Origin of the sequence: Companilactobacillus zhachilii (assembly GCF_003606365.2) — a bacterium.
In the GTDB taxonomy this organism is placed as follows: domain Bacteria; phylum Bacillota; class Bacilli; order Lactobacillales; family Lactobacillaceae; genus Companilactobacillus; species Companilactobacillus zhachilii.
Genome location: NZ_CP031933.2, coordinates 1,450,084 through 1,471,962 on the forward strand (window position 1 = coordinate 1,450,084; position 21,879 = coordinate 1,471,962).

The 21,879-nt window shown below is 35.1% G+C and carries 18 protein-coding genes; 14 read left to right on the plus strand and 4 right to left on the minus strand.

Going from position 1 to position 21,879, the window contains the following annotated elements; translation table 11 throughout:
- The first annotated feature begins 7 nt into the window (after positions 1–7).
- The 7 genes from D1B17_RS06600 to D1B17_RS06630 all read left to right on the plus strand — a co-directional run bounded on the left by D1B17_RS06600 (position 8) and on the right by D1B17_RS06630 (position 7,567).
- Positions 8–406 (plus strand): EbsA family protein, encoded by a 399-nt coding sequence (locus D1B17_RS06600; RefSeq protein WP_120142445.1) that lies wholly within the window; start codon positions 8–10, stop codon positions 404–406.
- Positions 390–2,072: a formate--tetrahydrofolate ligase gene (locus D1B17_RS06605; protein ID WP_120142444.1), complete on the plus strand. Its 1,683-nt coding sequence runs from the start codon at positions 390–392 to the stop codon at positions 2,070–2,072. Before D1B17_RS06600 ends, D1B17_RS06605 begins: the two co-directional genes overlap by 17 nt.
- Positions 2,072–2,536: a signal peptidase II gene (gene lspA, locus D1B17_RS06610; RefSeq protein WP_120142443.1), complete on the plus strand. Its 465-nt coding sequence runs from the start codon at positions 2,072–2,074 to the stop codon at positions 2,534–2,536. Before D1B17_RS06605 ends, lspA begins: the two co-directional genes overlap by 1 nt.
- Entirely contained in the window at positions 2,529–3,431 is a 903-nt protein-coding gene (locus D1B17_RS06615; RefSeq protein ID WP_166806705.1) for an RluA family pseudouridine synthase, read from the plus strand. Before lspA ends, D1B17_RS06615 begins: the two co-directional genes overlap by 8 nt.
- A 103-nt stretch (positions 3,432–3,534) precedes the next feature.
- Positions 3,535–4,062 (plus strand): bifunctional pyr operon transcriptional regulator/uracil phosphoribosyltransferase PyrR, encoded by a 528-nt coding sequence (pyrR, locus tag D1B17_RS06620; protein ID WP_120142441.1) that lies wholly within the window; start codon positions 3,535–3,537, stop codon positions 4,060–4,062.
- 23 nt (positions 4,063–4,085) lie between these two features.
- Positions 4,086–5,174 carry a carbamoyl phosphate synthase small subunit gene (locus tag D1B17_RS06625; RefSeq protein ID WP_120142440.1) on the plus strand — a complete coding sequence of 363 codons (1,089 nt, stop codon included), beginning with the start codon at positions 4,086–4,088 and terminating at the stop codon, positions 5,172–5,174.
- Positions 5,165–7,567, plus strand: a complete 2,403-nt coding sequence (locus D1B17_RS06630) for an ATP-binding protein (RefSeq protein WP_120142439.1) — start codon at positions 5,165–5,167, stop codon at positions 7,565–7,567. The genes D1B17_RS06625 and D1B17_RS06630 overlap by 10 nt, the downstream gene beginning before the upstream one ends.
- 90 nt (positions 7,568–7,657) lie before the next feature.
- Here the strand turns inward: D1B17_RS06630 and D1B17_RS06635 are convergent, their stop codons facing one another.
- Positions 7,658–9,319: an Rqc2 family fibronectin-binding protein gene (locus D1B17_RS06635; protein ID WP_120142438.1), complete on the minus strand. Its 1,662-nt coding sequence runs from the start codon at positions 9,317–9,319 to the stop codon at positions 7,658–7,660.
- Positions 9,320–9,455: 136 nt separating this feature from the next.
- Between D1B17_RS06635 and D1B17_RS06640 the strand changes: the two genes are divergently transcribed.
- Together D1B17_RS06640 and D1B17_RS06645 are read left to right on the plus strand one after the other, a co-directional pair.
- Entirely contained in the window at positions 9,456–10,322 is an 867-nt protein-coding gene (locus tag D1B17_RS06640; RefSeq protein WP_120144249.1) for a DegV family protein, read from the plus strand.
- A 680-nt stretch (positions 10,323–11,002) separates the two neighbouring features.
- Complete coding sequence (locus D1B17_RS06645) at positions 11,003–12,247, plus strand: CAP domain-containing protein (RefSeq protein WP_120142437.1); 1,245 nt, start codon at positions 11,003–11,005, stop codon at positions 12,245–12,247.
- Positions 12,248–12,296: 49 nt separating this feature from the next.
- Here the strand turns inward: D1B17_RS06645 and D1B17_RS06650 are convergent, their stop codons facing one another.
- Complete coding sequence (locus tag D1B17_RS06650) at positions 12,297–12,884, minus strand: site-specific integrase (protein WP_120142436.1); 588 nt, start codon at positions 12,882–12,884, stop codon at positions 12,297–12,299.
- Between the two features lie 332 nt (positions 12,885–13,216).
- Between D1B17_RS06650 and D1B17_RS06655 the strand changes: the two genes are divergently transcribed.
- The 5 genes from D1B17_RS06655 (at position 13,217) to D1B17_RS06670 (ending at position 19,105) form a co-directional block, all read left to right on the plus strand.
- A complete protein-coding gene (locus tag D1B17_RS06655; protein WP_120142435.1) occupies positions 13,217–13,807 on the plus strand; it encodes a type IV toxin-antitoxin system AbiEi family antitoxin domain-containing protein in 591 nt (196 codons plus the stop codon).
- Entirely contained in the window at positions 13,804–14,133 is a 330-nt protein-coding gene (locus D1B17_RS12895) for a nucleotidyl transferase AbiEii/AbiGii toxin family protein (RefSeq protein ID WP_276606933.1), read from the plus strand. Before D1B17_RS06655 ends, D1B17_RS12895 begins: the two co-directional genes overlap by 4 nt.
- A gap of 56 nt (positions 14,134–14,189) precedes the next feature.
- Positions 14,190–14,660 carry a nucleotidyl transferase AbiEii/AbiGii toxin family protein gene (locus D1B17_RS12900; protein ID WP_276606963.1) on the plus strand — a complete coding sequence of 157 codons (471 nt, stop codon included), beginning with the start codon at positions 14,190–14,192 and terminating at the stop codon, positions 14,658–14,660.
- A 799-nt stretch (positions 14,661–15,459) separates the two neighbouring features.
- Positions 15,460–16,227, plus strand: a complete 768-nt coding sequence (locus tag D1B17_RS06665; RefSeq protein ID WP_120142434.1) for a hypothetical protein — start codon at positions 15,460–15,462, stop codon at positions 16,225–16,227.
- Between the two features lie 190 nt (positions 16,228–16,417).
- A complete protein-coding gene (locus tag D1B17_RS06670; protein WP_205880144.1) occupies positions 16,418–19,105 on the plus strand; it encodes a cation-translocating P-type ATPase in 2,688 nt (895 codons plus the stop codon).
- Positions 19,106–19,605: 500 nt separating this feature from the next.
- On the opposite strand, the gene D1B17_RS06675 is transcribed toward D1B17_RS06670, so the two are convergent.
- Both D1B17_RS06675 and D1B17_RS06680 read right to left on the minus strand, forming a co-directional pair.
- Positions 19,606–20,394, minus strand: a complete 789-nt coding sequence (locus D1B17_RS06675) for a hypothetical protein (protein ID WP_120142432.1) — start codon at positions 20,392–20,394, stop codon at positions 19,606–19,608.
- 580 nt (positions 20,395–20,974) lie between these two features.
- Positions 20,975–21,838 (minus strand): metallophosphoesterase family protein, encoded by an 864-nt coding sequence (locus D1B17_RS06680; protein ID WP_120142431.1) that lies wholly within the window; start codon positions 21,836–21,838, stop codon positions 20,975–20,977.
- Positions 21,839–21,879: the final 41 nt, after the last annotated feature.

A 21,879-nucleotide genomic window follows, 5' to 3' on the forward strand; every position in this document is an offset into this window, starting at 1 on the left:
AGAAATTATGTCAAAGAAACATTTTGTTCAACCAACTGGCGCATGGGGAATTATTATGTGGTCAATTGCATTGAGTCTTGCATGTTTGGGAATCATTTTGCAGTTAGAGATCATGGCGTTCAGTGTTATTCCGTTTTTAATTTGGATCATTGATGGAGTATACGTCTTTTATATTATCGCTAACTCTTGGGTTAGCATAACAACAGACCAAGTAATCATCAAGGAACCATACTATAAGACTCGGACATTTAAACATACCGATGTTAAGATTAGGGCGAATAATAAATGGACTATGGAATTCGATTTTAAGAATCGTGATTTCTTTCCATTTAGGATTACTTCTACTAAGGGAATTTTAAATATAATTAAAAAAGAAGCAGGTGAAAGCAATGTCATTTCCAAGTGATATCGAAATCGCTCAAATCAATGAGCATGATAAGATGAAAAATATTAACGAAATTGCTAGTAAAATCGGTTTAACATCAGATGATATTGAACCATATGGTCACTACAAAGCTAAGTTTTCTGGTCGTAGCATTGTTAAGAGTATGGAGAAGGATGATGGAAAGTTAATTCTTGTTACATCAATCAATCCAACTCCAGCTGGTGAAGGTAAATCAACCATGGCTATCGGTTTAGCTGATTCTTTACAATCACTTGGTAAGAAAGCTGTTTTAGCTCTTCGTGAGCCATCTCTTGGACCAGTTATGGGGATGAAAGGTGGAGCTACCGGTGGTGGTTATGCCCAAGTTGTTCCAATGGAAGATATCAACTTGCACTTTACGGGTGATATGCATGCTTTAACTAGTGCAGTTAATACCTTAGCTGCTTTGATTGATAATCATGTTCACCAAGGAAATGCACTAAACATCGATCCTAGAAGAATCGTTTGGAAGCGTGCTTTAGATATTAATGATCGTTCACTAAGAAATATCGTTATTGGTCTTGGTGGACCATTCAGTTCCGTTCCTCGTGAAGACCATTTTGAAATCACTGTTGCTAGTGAATTAATGGCTGTACTTTGTTTGGCACAAGATATCGATGATTTGAAAGAACGTATCTCAAGCATCTTAATCGCCTACACATATGACAAGAAACCTATTTTTGTCCGTGATTTACACGTTGAAGGTGCTATTACAGTTCTATTAAAGGATGCTTTGAAACCTAATTTGGTTCAAACACTAGAAAATACCCCAGCAATCATCCATGGTGGTCCATTTGCTAATATTGCTCATGGATGTAACAGTATTTTGGCTACAAAACTTGCTATGAAGCTAGGGGATTACGCTATTACTGAAGCTGGCTTTGGGGCTGACCTTGGTGGTGAGAAGTTCCTAGACATCGTAACTCCAAGATTAAATCATGCACCTAATGCCATTGTTATTGTGGCAACAGTTCGTGCCTTGAAGTATAACGGTGGCCAAAAACTTGATGACATTAAGAACGAAGACTTAAATGCCCTAAACTTAGGATTTAAGAACTTGAAACGTCATATTCATAATATGCGTTATTACCATATTCCAGTAGTTGTCGGGATTAATGAATTTGAAACTGATACTGAGAATGAAATCAAATTATTAAGATCATTGTGTGACGAAGTTGGCGTAGATGTAGAACTAGCTGAAATTCACCACAAAGGTAGTAAAGGTGGCCAAGCTTTAGCCAAAGCAGTTATTAAAGCCACTGAAAAAGAGTCTAACTATACACGTCTTTATGAAGACGAGGAAACAACCGAAGCTAAGATTGCTACGATTGCTTCAGAAGTTTACGGAGCTAACAACGTTGAATACAGTGCCAAAGCACGTAAGCAACTTCAAATTCTGAAAGATCAAGCTTGGGATGATTTACCAGTCTGTATCGCTAAGACTCAGTATTCATTGAGTGATGATCCTAAACAACTTGGTTCACCACGTGACTTTACTTTACATGTAACTGATATCGTACCTAAGTTAGGTGCAGGTTTTGTTGTTGTTCTAACTGGTAACGTGATGACAATGCCAGGACTTCCAAAGAAACCGGCCGCTTTAGGTATGGATGTCGACAACGAGGGAACTATTGGAGGCTTATTCTAGTGCAGTTGATTTATTGGCTGCTGTTTGCAGTCTTAGTCGCTGGTGATCAAGGCCTAAAATATTTCGTAACAAATAATATTGCACCAATGACAGTTCATGATTTTATTCCCGGAGTTTTATCTCTAACGCATATCACCAATACTGGTGCTGCCTGGAGTATGCTTGAGGGGAAAATGCTTTTCTTTTACTTAGTTACAATTATTGCGGTAATCGTGTTAGTATATTTATTTGTTAAAGCAGATAAAAAAGATTATCTTTATCGATTTTCTTTGATATGCTTATTAGCAGGGACAGTTGGTAATGCCATTGATCGATTTACCAGACATTTCGTGGTTGATATGTTCAATCTTGACTTTATCAATTTTCCAATCTTTAATTTAGCTGACACTTATATCACGGTGGGCGTTATTTTAATCGTGTTGTCACTGATTATCCAAGTAGCAGGTGAGAAAAATAATAAGTAATTCCTATAATTTAGAATATAACGAACCTAAGAAGGCTCGTTTAGATGCTTTTTTGAGCGAACAAATCACTGATTTGACACGTTCACAACTTCAAAAGTTTATCAAAGATGGTAATGTTTTAGTCAATAATGAACCAGTTAGTAAAACTGGTACAAAGTTGAAAACTGGCGATAAAATTTTAGTTAATGTACCTGAAGAAGAACCAATTAAAGCTGTTCCGGAAAATATTCCTATAGAGGTAGTATACGAAGATGATGACGTCATTGTCGTTAACAAGCCTCAAGGGATGGTAGTTCATCCTGCTGCTGGTCATCCGGATAAGACTTTGGTCAATGCAATTTTGTATCATTGTCAAATCAATGATGACGACGTTATTCGTCCAGGTATTGTTCATCGAATCGACAAAGATACATCAGGCCTCTTGATGATTGCTAAAAATAATTTGGCCAAACAATCGCTGATGAAGCAATTAAAGGAAAAAAGTAACCTTCGTGAATATGTAGCCATTGTCCATGGTAATTTCAAAGAAAAAACTGGTAAGATCAACGCACCTTTGGGTCGTTCGAAAGTTGATCGTAAGAAGCAGGCTGTTATTGAAGATGGTCGTCATGCGGTAACTCATTTTACTGTTTTAGAACAATTTGAAAATTATTCACTCTTAAAGTTAAAACTAGAAACTGGTCGAACACATCAAATTAGAGTTCATATGCAATACATTGGTCATCCCGTTGCGGGCGATCCTTTATACGGACCTAAGAACACCTTACCTGGTAAGGGACAATTCTTACATGCCAAGATATTAGGTTTCGTTCATCCACGGACAAACAAATGGATGGAATTTTCGGTAGAGCCACCAAAGATATTCTTAGATACACTAGCAAAATTACGACATTGACAGCCGTAATCTCATGCTATAATCTAAAAAATAGAATTGTGTGCGATTATAAATATATTAAAGCACTCACTTTGTGAGTGCTTTTTTGAAAGTAGGGAAATTTATGGCGAAAGAAATTATTGATGGTCAAACGATGACTCGTGCATTGACCCGAATCACTTATGAAATTATTGAAAGAAATAAAGGTATTGATGACTTAGTTTTAGTGGGTATTAAAACACGCGGTGTTTATGTTGCCCATCGAATCGAGTCAAGATTGAAACAATTGGAAAACATTAGTATTCCTGTGGCTGAATTGGATATCACACCATATCGTGATGACCAAACACATGAGGAAAAGGATATCTCAACTGTAAAAGCGGAACCATTAGATATTGATATAAATAATAAACATGTTATTTTGACTGATGACGTACTTTATACTGGTAGAACGATTCGTGCAGCTATGGATGCCTTGATGAGCGTTGGTCGTCCCAAGAAAATCTCGTTGGCGGTTTTAGTCGATCGTGGTCACCGCGAATTACCTATTCGTGCTGATTTTGTTGGTAAAAATATCCCAACTTCTCAAAAAGAAAAGATTAAAGTGTCAATGAAAGAAATCGATGGCGAGGATAAAATCGAAATCGAATAAATATTTTGAGGGAGTTGCTTTAAATGAAACGTTATTTAATTTTAGAAGATGGAACCGTGTTTCCTGGTGAGGGGTTTGGATCTTCTATCATTACCACAGGACAACTGGTAATATCAAATAATCGTACTGGAATTGAGCAATCCGTCACTGATCCTGATACTGAAGGTCAGATTTTAGCGTTCACAATTCCATCTGTTGGTAACTCAGGAATTAATCGTGATTTTTATGAATCTATCAATTCTCAATGCAAAGGGGTAGTAATTGGTTCTTCCAGTCTTTCAACAGTCGATGGTTCAGTCTCTTTTGAAGACTGGATCACCAGTTTGAAAATCCCTGGGATTAAAAATGTTGATGTGAGAGCTTTAGCTAAACATATTGCTGAACACGGTGAGATGAAGGCTAGTATTATGGATACTCATGATGAGCACGCTATCGATCAAATTAAAGCCTTAGTTTTACCACCTGACTTAGTAAAACGTGTTTCAACCAGACAGTCATATCCTAATCCCAATATGGGACTTAAAATAGTTATTGTTGACCTCGGTTTAAAATATTCAATTTTAAGACAATTATCGTATCGTGATTGCAACTCAATTATTGTCAACTACAATTCAACGGCTGAGGAAATTGAAAACTTGCATCCTGATGGGATCATTTATTCAAACGGTCCAGGTAATCCAACTGATTTACCTAAAACTATTAAGACAATTCAAATTTTGCAAAAGCGCTATCCTTTATTGGGAATCGGGTTAGGTAATTTGTTGATTGCATTGGCCAATGATTGCCGCATCATCCGTCTCAAAGAACCACATCATGAATCATCATTAGCTGTCAAGGAAGTTGCCAGTGGCAAAATTGATTTTGTTAACCACAATCATTCTTACACTTTGGATGACAAATACATTGGTGGCTCCGACTTTATTGTTACTAATGTTTGTGTAGCGGACGGCACTATTGAGGGTATTCGGCATGAATACTTACCAATTATGTGTGTGCTCTTTGAACCCGAGGCTGCACCTGGTCCAACAGATGGTTATTATGTTTTTGATGAATTTATTGATTTAGTAGAATCAGCTAAGAAACAAGAGGGAGTTAGAAATCAATGGAATTAGATGATGTACACACTATTTTAATTATCGGTCCAACTAGCAGTGACAAAAACGTCGATCTCTCAACTGCCCTCTATGACACAGTCGATATTTTGTATCAACTAGGCTATAAGACATCAATTATTGTTGAAGACCCAACACTTTTATTATCTTCAGGTATTTTTTATGACAAAACGATTGTTGAAAAGGTGACTGGAGACAATGTTTTAAAATTTGTTCAAAAGTATCATCCTGATGCTATTTTACCTACCGTTGGAGATCGAAATGCTTTAGGAATTGTTTCAAGTTTAAATGGAAAAATTGGTAGCACAAAAGTTTTAGGTGCTACTTTTTCTGCGTCCTTAGCAACATTTAAACGGGAATTATTCATTAAGAAGTTAACTAAGGCTAACTTACCAGTTATAAAATTTATTTCGTCTGACGATGAAAAGGAAATATATAGTTTTATTCGCTCAATTGGCTTTCCTATTATTGCTAGAAGACGTTATTCTAACCGCCATTCGAGTGGTTGGACTAATATCAACAACTTATTTGAACTAGATAACTTTATGGCGATGGAAGATGTTTCGGATACAAAGATTGAAATTGAACGGAGTATTCGCGGATTCAGTGAGTATTCCTTTACCATTTTACGTGATCGATATGACAATTCTTCTTTAATTGGAACGATTGAAGATATCGAGCCTATTGGTATTCATCACTTAGACTCTAATCTAATTTCACCGGCAATTTCTTTGAACGACTCGAAATTGCAGCGTTTACGGAATTATTCGATCAAGCTTGCCCGAGCCTTTAATATTGTTGGTATTTGTACGGTTCATTTTGCATATAACCATACGACTAAGGAATCTTATATTACTGAATTCATTCCTCGTTTGAGTGAAGAAACAAAGTTTTTGGAGTATGCCACAAGTTATCCGATTGCAACCGCAGTGGTTGAACTTTGTTTGGGTTACCACCTAGATAAGTTACAGCTAGATGCTGGGAACAACTTTAATGGTGCAACGGAACCATTTGTAGATCATTTAACTTCTCGTTTTCCTCAATGGAAGACCCCTGGTCAAAAATACTTAGGACCAAGTAAGACTTCTGACTCGAGTATTGTTGTTAATGGCTTTAGTTTGGAAGAAGTCTTGAACAAGGGTGCTTTAAACGATAAATTGAACAATAATTTTGACCGTTACAATGAATTACGTAAATTAGATGATGATGAACTATTTGAAAAAATTATTCATCCTACTAATTGGTTACTTGACGTCTTATCAGAAGCTTTACGTCGGAATTTTGAAATGCCAGTGCTTTCTGAAATTACCGGGGTCAATTTGCCATATCTAACCGCGCTCCAAAACATCATCAACAACAGCCTGATAATTCGTGAAGGTGAGATTGATGGCAAAAATGTTGAACGAATGGTTGAGATGGGGGTTAAAGGCGTTGGTCACAGCAAATTACTTCTCGACAGTCCTGATATTGTGACAAAAACAGTTGTTAAGAATAAACGTGCCGTCTCAGTCGCTAATAATGAGTATATCAACCATAATTACTTTGTAACGAGTGGAATTAGTGATGAACTAGAGTTGAGTGATAAAAAGAAAATCATCGTTAGAACGCCAATTATTACGTCTAAGACAGATATCATGATTCGCCAGTTTGTTTTATTCCAATTAGCAAAATCGATTGATCAAAATGGCTTGGAGCCAATCATTATTGGTCGTGAACCATGGAATGCCCCTTTATCAATGCGGAGAAAAGTAGTTGAGATCGACGACCCCCACATGGAGATGAAGAGTTTAGACTTGATTAAGCGAGATAATGTTTTAAACGTGATCGATTTGTCAAAGAATTTAGTTGATACGCAAGATGACCAAGTCTTTCAATTCAGTGCGCAAGAGATTAAGAATATCGACTTGAAAGGTGATACGACTTTACGCGTTATGGTTGTTAGTGATGGTGAAAATTATTTGGCTCCATCAGTTATTTATCGAGCTAAACGTGATAATCACCTTTACGAAATTAGTTCAGTCAATGCCTTTCTAACACCTGAAGATCGAGTCGAGATTGCTAAGCTGATTACGTTGGAATTAGAAGATGACAAGGAAGTTGATATCTTTAACTTTGAACTGGTCAAGAGTAATGATCATTGGCTTGTAACAAAGAAGTATCGGGGGATGACCGATGATATTATCCGTCATGAATTAGCTAGCTCGGTTCATGTGATCGATACTTTAGTTAAGCTATTACTAGGGAACAAAATTGGAGCTAATTTAACTTTAGAAAAAGTTTTTGATAACTTTGATGATAAATATTTACTTACGATTGATGACAAACGTTATAAACTATTAGATCAAGATGAAACAGCTAATAAATTAAACGAGCTGCGTCAAAAAGAAAATTAAAAAGAGTTTGTAATAGAACAAATGACTCCAGCAATCCAAAATTGGATGACTGGAGTCATTTGTTTTATTGCTCGAAAATTGAGTGTTATTTTATTGCTCTTTCAAGTCAGCGACAAGTTTGCGGTCAGGATCAACAAGGACTGTCTTTTGACCTTCAAAGATAACGAAGCCCGGTTTAGCACCATTAGGTTTTCTAATATGCTTGATTTGTACATAATCAACCGGAACTTTACTGGAGTCACGAGCTTTAGAGTAGTAAGCAGCAATCGTGGCCGCTTGCGTAATTGATGTTTCATCTGGATCACTCGTCTTTAAGATAACATGAGAACCGGGGATGTCCTTAACATGGAACCAATAATGATTCTTTTGCGAAAGCTTCATCGTTAATTGGTCATTTTCCAAGTTATTCTTTCCGACAACAATTTCAACGCCGGTAGTAGTCTTAAAGTCTTCACCGAGCTTCTTTTTGCGTTTTTTACGAGCATTCTTACGCTTCTTCTTGATATAACCTGAATCAATTAACTCATCAACAATACCGTCGACATCTTCAATATCCACGTATTCTAATGATGCTAAAACAGATTCTAAGTAATTAACTTCGTTAGTTGTGATTTCCAATTGTTCCTTAATGTGGGGAATTGAATTTTGCAACTTACGATATTTCTTGTAATAGCTTTGAGCGTTCAATGAAGGCGAGTATTCAGGATTTAACTTGATAGTTACGTCTTCATTATTGTAATAGTTCGTTAGTGTGATGGAACTTGACCCATGTTGAATCTTAGACATATAAGTCGTCAGTAATTCACCATAAAGGTTGTATTTATTCATTACGTCCGTCGCAGCTAATTGCTTATTGAGCTTCTTAACTTTTGACTTATCTTTCTTCAAAATAATTCCCAGACGGTGCGTAATACTCTTAGTTTGTTGTTCAATTCGATCTAAACGGGCTTTATCAAGATAATAGTTATCTAGTAAGTCACTGAGGGATGGATATTCACTAACTTCAGTCGTGGTATTACTAAAAGCAATCGGGAAGAAGCCTAGTTTATGTTTATTGTTATTAGCAGTATTAGGATGAATTTCATTTTGATAGCGATTTAAGAAATCGTCTAATGAATTTCCTTTGGCAATAGTTTGTTCCAACTCAGCTGAAGTGTCTAAGCCAATACCTTCGAATTTTTTACGAATATCGGCGGCAGACATTTCTGAAAGATTTTCTGCTTTCGTTGAAAATGGATTTATTTTATTTTGTGCAGGCGGTAATTTATAATCATCACCTGGTAGCAAACCACGAAAACTATTATTTTCCGGTGAAACACGTTTGATCAAGTCAATTATCTTACCGGTTTCCTTATTGATTAGGAAGATATTACTATGGCGGGCCATAATTTCAATAATCAAAGTATAGCCGTGAATATCTCCTAGTTCATTTTTGGCCGAGAGGTCGATTAAAACTACTCGATCATTGTTTAATTGGCGAAAATCTTCAACGATGGCACTTGTAATATATTTACGTAGTGACATAACAAACGTTGATGGTTTGGCAGGGTTAGCAAATGGTTGATTTGTGATTTGCACCCTGGCATATGAGGGATGAGCCGATAATAGTAACTGACGGTTCTTACGATTACTTCTAACCGTCAGAATCAATTCGTTGGCGAATGGTTGTTGAATTTTACTAATACGTCCACCGCGAAGATTCTGATTTAATTCGTTTACCATAGCATGGGTAAACATTCCATCAAAAGACATATTTTACTTCCTTTCTTAAATTACACGATAATTTCTGAAACTTTTAATATGTAACAAATATAAAATTGCGTGAATATGATATAATCTAATGGTTATACAATCATTATACGTAACTGAACAAGGAATTGATAAATTTATGAAAATAGCCATTGTAACAGATAGTACATCTTATTTGCCACAAGAAACAGTCGATAAATATAATATAACAGTTGTGCCAATAGAGGTAGTATTTAATACTAAAACATATCGTGAAGATATTGATATTACAACATCAGAGTTTTATGATATGCTTCAAAAATCACCAGAGTTACCTTCAACAGCACAGCCTTCGATTGGTGCGATGATGAAGATATACGATAAATTGGCTAAAGAAGGCTATGATACCGTAATTTCAATTCATTTAGCAAGTACCATTTCAGGTTTTGTAAATAATCTTAAAACGGCTGCACAAACAATCGACAATATAAACGTCGTTGTTTATGACTCTCACATTACAGTTCGTTTAATGGGTTATTTAGCTCAAGAAGCTGCTCGCATGGCACAACAAGATAAATCAGTAGACGAAATTATTGACCGCCTGGATGCATTACGTTCCTCGATTGGTGAATCTTTCGTTGTTGATGATTTAAAAAACTTAGTTAAAGGCGGACGCCTATCAAATACATCTGCTGTCATTGGTACAGTTTTGAATATTAAGCCTTTACTTGAGTTTGATGATGAATCACATAAAATTGTAGCATACGACAAAGTTCGTTCAATGAAAAAGGCCAAATTAAAAGCCGAAGAAAAACTAAATGCAGCCATAGACGCAAGTCCATATCCATTACGCTTGTTAGTCTTGGATGCTGACGACCCAGAATCAGGAGACCGTTGGGCTCAAGAAGTTCATGAAAGATATCCTGAAATGACTTTGGATCGATCATATTTTGGCCCTGTTATTGGTACTCATTTAGGTAAAGGTGCTTTGGCACTGGCCTGGATTCGTGATTTCGATAAATCGTAAAGAAATTATTTATAACAATACTCGAAAGCAGGACAAGACATGTTCAGCTTTCGAGTATTGAGGCAAATGGCCTAGTAATCCGATTTTGGATTGCTAGGCCATTTGTTTTTTAAGCGGGGAAAACTAAGCTTTGTTTCATGTTTAAAGATAATAATAGCTTTATAGTTCTTTCTCAACTTTGGTTATATAAGCGAATATAAAAAGGGTTAGATATTTTTTCTTGGCATAACATTATTAGTTATTTACGTCATATAAAAAAATAACAAATGTATTAGTCTCTGGGTGCAAGAAATATTGGCTGCAGTGCAAGTGGCGTTATGGCTTTAGCCATTACACCACGGGACGAGTTTTGAAATTCGCGTACTTTGCGAAGTTCAAAATCGAGACCTGAGACCTTGGCTCAGGTCGGTCCCCACAGCGCCAATATTTCTTGTACCCAGAGACGGCAATTAACCAAGTTCTATCGTGAAGAGATATTGCCAATATGACTGATTTTACAGTACCAGTGTAAAAATCTATTCCAAACTCCGCAAAAGAAAGTTATAATTTTGGTAGTGGAATGTTTCCTTAATTTACCGAAATAATATAAAATGATTATTATAAATAGTTCTTTATTAATACATCCATTGAGTTAAAATATACGTAATTATTATTTTCACATCGAAAAGGGGAGTAGTATCATGTTTTCTAAAACTAAGAGAGCAGCTATCTTAGTAGCTGCAAGTGCACTTCTTGCTACCAGTTTAGGCGGAAATATTGTTTTTGCTGATACAACTGCAAGCGCCAACACTAATACTTCAACGGTAACAACGACAAATAATGCGAGTGATTCTGATATCACCACCGCAACAAACGACAGTGTCGACCCCAATAAGACGGTGAATCCTTCTACTTCATCTGACAACAGTTCCAATGACACAGCTAATACTGCCGTAACACAGGCCAGTTATAAGAATATTGATGTTGCTTCAGTTAAAATGGCAATGTTATCAGAGTTAAATCGTCTTCGAGCTCAAAATGGTTTGCAAGCATTAACATCAGTTGGTGTTTTAAATAACTATGCTCAAATTAGAACTGACTCATTCATCAGTACTGGTGGCGTTGATAACCATGCTGGCTGGAATTCAGCAAATATGGCTCCATATAACCTAACAGCTGAAGAGAATATCGCTCAAATGCCATTTTCAATGATTGGATCAACTGACCCAACTGTAATTGCTCAAAAGATTACACATGAATTTTATAGTGAACTATATGATTCAGAACCTAACTTTGGCCATCGTAAGAATATGCTAAACCCATATATCAATTACGTTGGTATTGGTTTGAGTATTAGCAATAATGGTATGGTTTATTTCTCACAAGAAATGGGGAATGACCAAGCTTCATATAGTAAATATGATCCAAGCGATGTTTATGCATATTTCTTAACTAACAATAATGATTATGCTAACGTTTCAAAGTACGATATTGCTGATGCTTCTAAGACAAATGCCGATTATGCAAGTCGAGATAACTATGTAACTGCTGATCTTCGTGGTGGGGTTTCAACAAAGAATGCAATCACACCACTTTATGACCGCTATGGTAATAAACGAACGGATTTAGCTCTATCACCAAACAGTGATTGGATCTCCGATATGATTGCAGTTATCAATGGTAACTATTTCTACCACGTAAGTACGAACGGCTTTGTTTCAGCAAATGATGCTTTACCATGGGCTTCATTCTTAGCCGGAGCTAGTGTTACAGCTACTACTGAGGCAAGAATCTATGATAATAATGGTCACTATACTGGTCAAACAGTCAGCCCTAATAGTAAATGGATCGTTGATAGACGTGCCGTTAATCCATTAACTGGAGTTAAAATGTACCGTATTAGTACTAACGCTTGGATTCAACAAAACCAATTAGTTCAAAATTAATCCGTTAAATATAAATAAGCCTTCTCTCTGAAAGAGACGGCTTATTTTTTTACCCAAAATCCACTTGATCTAACATTTGTTCACGAGACTCTTGATCCAATCCCAAGTATGCCAAAGTCATTTGCTGACTACTATGGTTTAGTAACCGCATAACCAAGGCAATATTATAATTTGATTGAATATACACGCGATAGGCACCGGTTTTCCGCATCGTATGTGTGCCTAAATAATTAATGCTCAACAAATCACCCGTTTTGGCCATTATTTTATAAAACTGTTTTTCTGATACATGACGTTCAGGACGTTCCATAGAAGGAAAGAGCCATTCCGATTGAACGTGATTTTCTAAACGCCATTCTTGATAAAGTAGCAGATCACGTTTAATTGGACGCAAATACAATGTATTCGGTTTGCCAGTTTTTTTATCGTGAATATATGCATTTTTTCGCAAGTCATCATAATCATCAAAAACGTCACGATACTTTAATGACATCACGTCTGAAACTCGTAAGAGTGTTGCTTTACCAGTTTGAAAAATGGTGTAGTTTCGACGACCGTATTTAAAGTTCCTGAGGAGCGTATTTTTAACTTCATTGAGGACATTCGTATCTTTTATAGGTAAAACTAGCTGTTTCATAGGCCCTCCTTTATGGGGACTATTTTTTGGTTTATTAAATAAATAGACCCTGCCAATATATTGTAAATTTTAGAGCCTGATACGTCAACATATTGCGGGGGTTATTTCTTACAAATAGCCCCTGTTTTTGAAAAAAATTATCCATTTTGTCGAATGTTAATTCTATGGCCAGGTTCGTTTCTTGAACGGCCAAGTGTAAATCTATTGTTCATAGAAGTCGTCTCTCAGACCATATAAATTAAACCACGAAGTCAAATCGCTTTTGTTCTTTTCATACACAAAAGTGTGATAGAATTAGGTATGTAAAGAACATAGATAGGTAGGTGTTTCATATGACTGAAAAAATAATTAATAATTTTTTAAAAAGAAACAACGGTCAACTTACTTCAGAAGATGCTAAGCATTTAAAGATACCCTCAATTACTTTAACAAGATTAGTTAAGAATGGACGTCTGGAAAGACTTGGACGAGGAGTATATATTGACCCCCAAATTTTTGGAGATGATATGTTCGCTATACAATATAGATTCAAAAAAGGAATTTTTTATAAGGATACTTCATTATTTCTCCATGGAATGATTGATAGAACTCCTGATACATACGAAATGAATTTCCCATCAAATTACAATTCAATCGCTTTAAAAAAATATCCTATTAAAGTTCATCGTCAAATAGACCCATATTATTCCATGGGTATTGAAGAAATTATGAGTCCTGACCAACATTTGATCAAAACATATAATATAGAACGTACGTTATGTGATATTGTTCAAACTAGAAATCCTTCGGATTCAGAAACAATAAATCAAGCTTTGAATTCATACATTAAAATGAAATCAAAAAATCTGGGATTACTAAGCGAATATGCAAAGAAATTAAATGTTCAGAGTAAAATTCAAGCATATATGGAGGTTCTATTATGAAACTTAGCTTTACAAACGGTCAACAGTTTAAAGCAAAGATAAGAAACAGGGCCCGTCATGATCACATAACTCCACAACTTTTAATGCAAGAAGTACTACTAGACGAATTAGTCGAACGTATATCAAAATCAGCTTATAGGGATAATCTTATTTTAAAAGGTGGTTTTTTGATTGCCTCTTTATTGGGAGTTGATACTAGGTCGACAAGAGATATTGATACTTCGGTAAAAGGTATCGATGTATCAAAAGGCCAAATAAGCAAAGTATTCAATGAAATATGTAGTATGAATAAGGACAGCGATATTACTTTAACCGTTAAAAAATAGAAGATATACGTGAAAAGGCAGAGTATTCTGGATTCAGAGTTCATATTGAGGGAAAAATATATACAAGTAGGGTTGAAACAAAAATAGATGTATCCACAGGAGATATAATTACGCCTGGACAAATTGAATATCGACATCATATGATTTTTAATAATCAATCTGTAATGATAATGGCCTATAACATCGAATCAATATTATCTGAAAAAATTGAAACGATTGTATCAAGACAGGAATTAAACACAAGGTTAAAGGATTACTATGACGTTTACATGTTTGATAAATATAATAAGCAGGATATTGATTTCGGTGTTTTGAAAGCAGCAATAATAAAGACTATGGATGAGCGTGGTACGAGTTCACTTATTGGAAAGTTACAAAATATAATTGAATCAAACATGATCTCTTTAAGTCTAAAAGATGGTTGGAATAAGTATAGAAATAGTAATTACTATGCAAAAAATATTACTTTTGAAGAGACATGTAATTCTGCTATTGATCTTGTAAAGCAATGCCATATTGAAAATTAATTATTTAAGTTGCCACTCACGTTAAAACTAGTAATGATGTTAATCAGGCAAATAAATAGACAACCGACCGTAAAAGGACAACGGTGGTTGTCTATTGTTACAAGTTTAATCAGTAATGCACTACAAGACATCCTTACACTTAATTAAAATTCATTTTTATGATTTTTCCTTTTAATGTAGTTGTATTCAACAATCAGTAGCAGAAACATTCCATTAAAAGGTATCTCGTATTTTCCTTGAATAAAAATGAAATACAATTCCATAATAAGCATAATCAAAAATAACACTCTAATTATAAAATCTGCCTTCTTATTCATTTTAATCATCTTCTATAATTTACAAAATAATGAATGGGAGATTAAAAAGATTAAAGGTAGTATAGATTCATTTGAAGTCAATATCAATGATTTGCAGCTTATATTTTTTGACATTTCGGATTTGATATACACCGTGCTAATCGTCGAATTGATTGATAGTGTATTAAGTACTCTTCGCTTATTTACTATTATTTATTAATGGAAATAGCGGAATCTAGAGGTTGCTCACAAACTGTAATCCTGAATCTCAAAAAGTAAAAAAACAATTCAACGAACACTTTATGTGATGGATGAGGACATTTAAATAAAGTTTATAGGTCAATTGAGGACAAGTTTTTGATTGGAATGAAATCTAAATCCTGTTTCGACATGAACCATTAGACTTAATTTATGAATTTATTGTTAAGATTGACTACAATGTAAAAAGACTGTAAATTTTCAATTATCGTAATTTAATATTTTTTATTTGTGGTAAGTTCTTCGTGAAAAATGATTTAGCTATTAAAAATTATTTATTTGAAGAGAAAGAAGATCTTACTATGAGTGTTGATAAATTTAAAAATTTATTTCTTTTGAGATTTAAATTATTACTCAAGGATTTCTACTTGGGTACGGGGTCGATAATAGCCATTATTTTTAGTATTTTACTGCAATTTACTTTATCTAATGCGGCATTCAATGGGCAAAAGGGGCAATTCATTTTATCGATGACAGTTTTCTTTAATTCAATTATGTCAGCCATAATGATGATAAGCATTCCCATTGCACAGGAAAAAGAAAAGAATCAATTAAAAATCTCGATTGAATATTTATTTACACCGTTAATACCAGCTTTTTTAATAATAATGGGAATAAATATAATTTTGCCTCTGCTAAGTGGTGTTCAAATGACACCATATTTTTATATTATTTATATGTTTATAACAATGATTTTAACCATAATAAGTCTAATAATTGGCCTATTAATAGGAGTATCATCGAAAAAAATATCCAATACATCATACCTGATTACTTACACAATTTTATTTCTGACTCTAATACCACAAATCGGAACTTCGAATGGAGCCTTTGAGAAAATATCTGACTTCATATATACCGGTGTTTTATTAAAAATGTTAATGAACGTATCAACAAATCAACCTATTGAAATCAACAAATTCTATCTATTTATTATTTTAATAGAATTCATCTCATTAATTATTTTATTTTTGCTTTTAATAAGAAAAAAGCGAGCAAAAATTAACCAATGAAATCGATTGCTTTCTAATCAAATATCATTTATACTGATTTCAACACAAGGGAGTAACTTGCAGAAACAGTTACCTGTGACAAAATCGTCAGCAAGACTTCGGTCTGGTTTTGTCTTAATTAGTGAGACTTGTACGCTATTTTGCGTGCAAGTCTTTTTTTATCCCTGAGGAAAAAGCGAGGAGGATTATTTTGAAAGAACAAAACAGTACGACCCGTTATTATGCCATCAATAAAAATACTTTATTGAAGCAGTTCAATACGAGTGAGGAGGGGCTATCTGAAAAGGAAGTCCAGGATCGATTAAAACAATACGGTCCCAATGCTTTAGCCCAAGGTAAAAAGCAAACTTTACTTCAGAAATTTTTCAATCAATTCAAAGACTTCATGATTATTGTCTTGCTGGTTGCCGCATTCATTTCTGGTGTTGTCGCAAAAGAATGGGCTGACGCAGCATTGATTTTAGCCGTTGTTATTATTAATGCGGTCTTTGGTGTCTTTCAAGAATCAAAAGCAGAGGAAGCTATTGATGCTCTAAAAGAAATGTCGACACCAGAAGCTCACGTTAAACGTGCTAACCAACTAGCAACCGTTAGTAGTGAACAACTGGTTCCAGGTGATATCGTTCTTTTAGAGGCTGGTGACATTGTTCCGGCCGATATTCGGCTACTCGATTCAGCTTCAATGAAGATTGAAGAATCAGCTTTAACCGGTGAATCAGTTCCAGTTGAAAAAGATATTACTGTTTTGGCTGATGAAGATATTGCCTTAGGTGACCGCAAAAATATGGCTTATATGAACAGTAATGTAACATATGGCCGTGGTGTTGGTGTGGTCGTTGGAACTGGTATGCAGACGGAAGTTGGTCATATTGCTGGTATGATCAATCGTGCCGAAGATAGTAGTACGCCATTACAAGATAACTTGAACTCTTTAGGTAAGACTTTAACATGGCTCATTTTAATTATCGCAGCCGTAATTTTTGGTGTTGGTATTTTCAACAATCCTTCAGGTCTTCCCATGAATGAACTAGTTATCGATATGCTGCTAGTGGCAATTTCCTTGGCAGTTGCAGCAATCCCCGAAGGTTTACCAGCCATTGTTACAATTATTTTAGCTTTAGGTACAACTAGAATGGCAAAAAGAAAGGCACTGGTTCGGAAATTACCTGCCGTTGAAACACTTGGTAGTACAGACATTGTTGCCTCTGATAAAACTGGCACTTTAACGCAAAATAAAATGACCGTTGAAAAAGTTTATCAATACGATCACTTACAAGACGCTGGAGCTGACATTACAGGTTCAGATAAAGTTTTACAAGTTATGACATTTAGCAACGATACTAAAATTCAAGCTGATGGTAATTTAGTCGGTGATCCAACTGAAACTGCCTTGATTCAATTTGGTTTTGACCACAATTACCAGATTACTGACGAACTCAAAAAAGAACCCCGTGTGGCTGAGGTTCCGTTCGATTCTGAAAGAAAATTAATGTCCACGATTCATCAATTGAGTAATGGTAAATATCTTGTTGCTGTAAAAGGTGCTCCAGATATGCTTTTACAACGAGTTTCCGAAATTCAAGCCAGTCAAGATGAAGTTAAACCATTTACGGATGACGATAATGCTACCATTTTGAAACAAAATAAATTCATGGCCACCCAAGCTTTACGTGTATTAGCAATGGGATATAAAATTATTGATAATTTACCAACAGAGATTAATTCAGACACGGTCGAACACGATTTAATCTTCGCTGGCTTAGTAGGTATGATTGACCCTGAACGTCCTGAAGCCGCTAAAGCTGTTGCTGATGCTAAATCAGCCGGTATACGTCCATTAATGATTACTGGTGACCATCAGGATACTGCCGAAGCCATTTCCGCTCGCCTAGGAATTATTGAACAGGGTGACGATGCTGCGGTCATTACTGGTGCTCAATTAGACCAAATGAGTGATCAGGAATTTGCCAAAAAGGTAAAGAACTACTCCGTTTATGCTCGTGTTTCACCAGAACATAAGGTGAGAATCGTTAATGCCTGGCAAAAGAAGGGCAAAGTTGTTGCCATGACTGGTGACGGTGTTAATGATGCTCCAGCTCTAAAATCAGCCGATATTGGTATCGGTATGGGAATTACTGGTACTGAAGTTTCCAAAGGTGCCTCTGACATGGTCCTAGCCGATGATAACTTTGCTACAATTATTGTTGCTGTTGAAGAGGGACGTAAAGTCTTTTCCAATATTCAAAAATCAATTCAATATTTACTGTCAGCCAATTTAGGTGAAGTCTTAACATTGTTCATGATGACACTGCTGGGTTGGGACATTTTACTACCCGTTCAATTACTATGGATCAACTTGGCAACTGATACCTTTCCCGCAATTGCGTTAGGGGTTGAACCAACGGAACCAGATATTATGAAACGTAAACCTCGTGGTCGTAAATCAAGCTTCCTTAGTGGTGGAATCGGTTCAGCTATCGTCTACCAAGGTATTTTAGAAGGCTTAATCACCTTAGGAGTCTACGCTCTTGCCCTAACATTCCCGGTTCATACAGGAAATGCTGCCATTCATGCGGATGCTTTAACAATGGCCTACGCAACTTTGGCTTTGATCCAACTATTCCACGCTTTCAATGTTAAATCGACGTATCAATCAATCTTCAAAATACATCCATTCAAAAATAAAATGTTCAATATCGGTGTTGCAGCTTCATTCATCATGGTTGCAGCTACAATCGTTATTCCAGGTTTCAACAGTCTATTCCATGTCTCAGAATTGAATCTAGTACAATGGTTAACTGTTTTAGGAGCCGGTTTATTGATGATTGTGATTGTCGAAATAGTAAAATTATTTCAACGTCGTTCGATGAAAAACTAAAAGTAACATATTATTTAAAATTAAAGAGGCTAGCTATCTTCTGGTATAAATCCAAAAAGATAGCTAGCCTTTTGCGCTGTTATGTTAACTAATATTTTGTAAAGAAAATTTTACACACAATCCTAAATATTTCATATTCTTAATTCTATTCATTTGCTAAACTTTAATAACCAAACAGTTCGCACTATCACAATTCGACCAAGAACAAAAGGGGCGAGAGACTGATGAGAATCGTTCACATATTTTTTGAAATCTTATTTCACTTCCAAATAATTGGATCAATGTTTTTTAACTATCAAATAGTTACGGCCTTTCGGAAATTCAATTTGATTGTAGCAATACTAAGTTTAGTCATGGGCTGGGGAACGCAAATGATATTTATTTGGTTAATATCGTGTCTTTGGTCGATTTTATTACTAATCATTAGTTTTATTAGAGACCTACATACATCCAATCATCAACAATGGCCATAAAATAATCCCATGACCTTCAAAACATCTTTATTTTTGACTGAGAATCAGTTTATTCATTCCGTCATTCATTTTTTCATCATCCTGTTGGTTCCAATCGTTTTGAGAGAAATTGTTTTTTCCAGAAGAACCTCCACCAATGGATTTTGCCTCGGGAGTTCTCCGATATTGTCCATCATCATCTTGGAAAAAAACGGATTTATTTGCAAAGTGTGTCATCCAAAATTCACCAGGAATATTATTTGTACCTGCTGGAGTCTTAGAAAGAACCATTGCAATCTTGTCCCCAGCTTTTGGCAAGCGGTTATTACTATACTCAACAGTAACAATTTTATCTGAAGTGATTTCTTCGTTCGACATATTCATAAATTTCTTATCGGACACAGGTGCCAGCAATTCTTTTTGAGAAATATTTCCTCCTAAAAACATTACTCGAATAACTTTACCAAGCTGCGAATTATCCCCGTGTAGAACCTTCTTCACGCCCATATTTGCAATTGTGTAAGGTAAATTATCAGCAACAAAGCTCTTCAAGCCGGTTACTTCACCGATAATTGTTAACTGTCCAGAATCAACCATTTTAGAAAATGTAGTAGGGTAATTTACAAATGCCATTTCTGATCCTTGTTGGATCTTTTGGTGACTATAAAATTTACGGTTAATTTGTTCAGCCGTTTTTTTGTCGATAAAATTCCTTTTTTGATTGGCCATGACTTGTTCTTTAGCAATATTAGATGTTTTGACATTACTATAATATGTTGTAGAAGCCACAAATAACAATATTGCAGCAATGCTACTGATGATTAATTTCTTTTTCAAAATTGTACCCCCGTTGTTTTTTCATTTTACATGAAAGCAGGGTAATAAGAAGTAATTACTGGCTTCTTTGACCATTGTTTATCAGTATAATTTTAAATAATTATCTTGGTCAAACTATATATATATTATCGTATGAAAGATAAAAACTTTTGCTAGTGTTGTAAATGTCAGCAAAAAATGTATCTAAATTTTGAATGTTAAATAATAACTGCATTATTAGTAGTTCAGATTAATTGCTTAAAGTACATCATAAATTAGCATCTATATATTACAAAGAAGATTCATTAAGAACGATTAAATTATTATTGATGTACATAATTCATTAACAAATTGCAGTATCAAACATCAAATTGTCAGCAAACATAATTGAGCTTATTTTACTAATGCTGACACGCGCATTCTATGAACGAGTTATTTAAAAGACGATCAGTTATTCGTTGAAAGATAAATCTATAAACGTCATTAAAAACTATCAATTTGTAAACAACCAAAAAAGGGATATTTAATCAAATATAGTATTAGGGAACGGTCGTAATCTTAAATTATCTATCTAAGGTTACATAATACATATTATATGAAGCTAAATATTTTTACCCAAGAGGGCTATTTTTTTTAAATATTTTAATGAATCTGTTCGATAATCATATTTGTTGATGATTTCATTTAACGCAACATCATTATGTGTGAATGCTTTGCCATCTGAAAAGATCCGCTCATATAATTCAATGAATGGTAAATCATTTTCGGCCGCAAAGTTTAATTCATCTTTGATTGAATATGATACTTTACGAAAGTCGATTCCACCATATCCAGTATCATCAAAAGTTAAAATCGTGTACTGAGCGCGTCTGTCAGAACTAAATTTAGACCAAGCTGTATACGGTTGACCAATTGAACCAGGATTAATGATTAATTGATCGTGGCTGCTAGTTCTAAATAACTGATGATGTGTATGACCATAAATGGCTATATCATAAGGTTCATCAAACAGCAATTTATCGAAATTTTGCTGTTTTTCATATGGCAATAGCTCATGACCATAATTTTTAGCAGGATAATTGTGTGCTAACAGTATTTTTAGGCCATTTAACGACACTTTGGAAGAAATAGGCCAATGTTTGATTTGCTCCAGATACTTGTTATTCAGGTGATTATAGACGTATTTGACCAACTCGATAATATAGGGCGTTTGAGGTTCGTCAATATAGGCTTTACCAATTGAAACGATGTCCTCGAAAAGGAAGTTGTCCCAGTTACCACGAATCATCTGGGTGGTATTAATAGAATTTAATAGTCTCATTATAGAGTCCGTACCTGGACCAGGCATTAAGAGGTCGCCAAGAAACCAATATTCTGATACGTTTTGAGCCTCTGCGTCTGAAACGACATTGCGAAAGGCAGTGTAGTTGCCATGAATGTCCGAAATTATTGCTACCTTTTTCATTGATTTACCCTCTATTTGGTCCCTGCTTTAGTTTGTTTCAC